Source organism: Alienimonas chondri (assembly GCF_013036045.1).
In the GTDB taxonomy this organism is placed as follows: Bacteria; Planctomycetota; Planctomycetia; order Planctomycetales; family Planctomycetaceae; genus Alienimonas; species Alienimonas chondri.
The window spans coordinates 1-2,083 of record NZ_WTPX01000307.1; the positions used below are offsets into that span (position 1 = coordinate 1).

Annotated in this window: 2 protein-coding genes; both read right to left on the bottom strand. The window is 69.6% G+C overall.

Annotation, left to right across the window (positions count from 1 at the left end; genetic code table 11):
• Positions 1-54: 54 nt before the first annotated feature.
• Complete coding sequence (locus tag LzC2_RS21250) at positions 55-1,092, bottom strand: proline racemase family protein (protein ID WP_215907232.1); 1,038 nt, start codon at positions 1,090-1,092, stop codon at positions 55-57.
• The gene (locus LzC2_RS21255) at positions 1,089-2,066 is read right to left on the bottom strand and encodes a dihydrodipicolinate synthase family protein (protein WP_171190023.1); all 978 of its coding nucleotides are present in this window, start codon (positions 2,064-2,066) and stop codon (positions 1,089-1,091) included. The genes LzC2_RS21250 and LzC2_RS21255 overlap by 4 nt, the downstream gene beginning before the upstream one ends.
• Between the last annotated feature and the right edge of the window lie 17 nt (positions 2,067-2,083).

The following is a 2,083-nucleotide window of genomic DNA, read 5'->3' on the forward strand; positions in this document are numbered from 1 at the left end:
CCTCACCCCCGACCCCTCTCCCCCTGAAGGGGGCGAGGGGAGACGAAGCCGTCGTCAGACGATCCCGCCGCGGAACGGGTCGTCGGGGTCGAAGATCAGTCGGTTCTCGCCGGTGACGAACGCGGTCGCGGTGATCGTGGGGACGATCGTCGGCGTGCCGTCGGGGAGCGGCGGTCCGGGTTCGTAGCGGCCTTCGAACAGGCTGCCGATCACGCTTTCCTGCCGCCAGACTTCGCCCGGCGCCAATGTGCCGTCCGCGGCGAGGCAGGCAAGCTTCGCGCTCGTTCCCGTCCCGCAGGGACTGCGGTCGTAGGCGCCGCCGGGACAGAGGACGAAGTTGCGGCCGCTGTTCCGCGGGTCGGCCGGCGGGCCGCACAGTTCGACGTGGTCGATCTCCGCCCCGTCGGCGCCCGTCACGCCCTGTTCGTTCAGGCAGGCTTGAATCCGTTTGGTGGCGTGCAGCAGGGCGCCGACCTTCTTCAAACTGAGATCCCGGCCGTCGGCGCCGGTCAGGAAGAACCAGTTCCCGCCCCAGGCGACGTCGCCTTTGATGACGTGCGACTGCGACCCGCGACCGATATCCACCTCCATGTCCTTCGCGCTGCGGTAGGAGGGAACGTTCGTCAGCGTGACGGTCCGCCCGTCCACGTGCAGGGTGAACGGGACCGGGCCGGCGGGGGTGTCGAGGCGATGCTTGCCCGGTTCGATCAGGCCCGCGTGCGCCAGCGCGACGGCCACGCCGGCGGTCCCGTGGCCGCACATATTCAACACGCTGCGGTTATTAAAGAACACGACGCACGCCACGCTGGCCTCCTCTCCCCCCAACGGAGCGACCGGCGGCAACACCGCGGCGCCGACGACCGCTTCATGCCCCCGCGGCTCCTCCACGACGGCCCGACGCAGGGCGTCGAACCGTGCTGCGAACGTCGCGCGACGCTCTACGGCGGAGCCGCTCGCCAGCGCCGGCAGAAGTTTGCCGTCCGTGTCGAGGATCACCCGCGTCGGCTCGCCGCCGGTGTGGGTGTCCACGACCGGCAGCGTGCGGGGCAGGGGCGCCGCTTCTAATGCTGCGTCGGGCGCCTCGGCAGTCACGCCCCGGTTCCGTACGAGGCGACGTCCGGCCGGTTCTTGACCGCGTCGGCGATCAACGCGGAGACCTCCTCCAAATCCTTCCCGCTGGGGTGCAGACGCGGCGGGCGGCAGTGGGCGTTCCCGTAGCCGCAGGCTTCGTCGCACATCTTGATGTATTGAACCAGCTTCGGCCGGGTATCGAGGTGCAGCAGCGGCATATACCAACGATACACTTCGCGGGCCTCGTCCCAGCGACCGGCGGTCATCAGATCCCACAGCAGGCGATTCTCCGCGGGGAAGGCGTTGACCAGCCCGCTGACCCAGCCGATCGCCCCGGCGGCGAAGCTCTCCAAAATCACGTCGTCCACCCCGCAGAACAGGCGGTAGCGGTCGCCGAAGCGATTATAAAGATCCGTGATCCGGCGGGGGTCTTCGCTGCTCTCCTTGATCGCGACGAACAGCGGGTCGTCGACGAAGTGGTCGAAGTCCTCCGGCTTCAGGTCGATCCCGTAGGAGACCGGGTTGTTATAAATCATGATCGGCACCCCGCCGGCCGCGGCGGTCGCCTTGAGGTGGGCGGCGACGTCGCCCGTGTCGCCCTTATAAATCATCGCCGGCAGGGCCATCAGGCCGTCGGCGCCGGTCGCGGCGGCGTCGGCGGCGAACTGCTCCGCCCGGGCGGTGGTGTTCTCCGCAACGCCCGCCAGCACCGGGACCGGCGTCGTCCCGGCGTCGGCGGCGTGGGCCTGCGCCGTCTCGACACCGCACTTCAATACGGCGAGCTTCTCGTCCGCGTCCAAGGCCGGGTTCTCGCCCACCGTGCCGAGCATCACTAGCCCGTCGATCCCCGCGTCCAGCATCGCCCGCAGGTGCTTGGCGGTGGCGTCGAGGTCCAGATCGTTCCGGTTCGACCCGTTTCCGCCCACGAAATGCGTGACGGCGGCGGGGAACACGCCGCCCCAAGAGGAGCCGGCGGGGGAGGACGAATCGGGCACGGCGGGCGGCGCTGGAG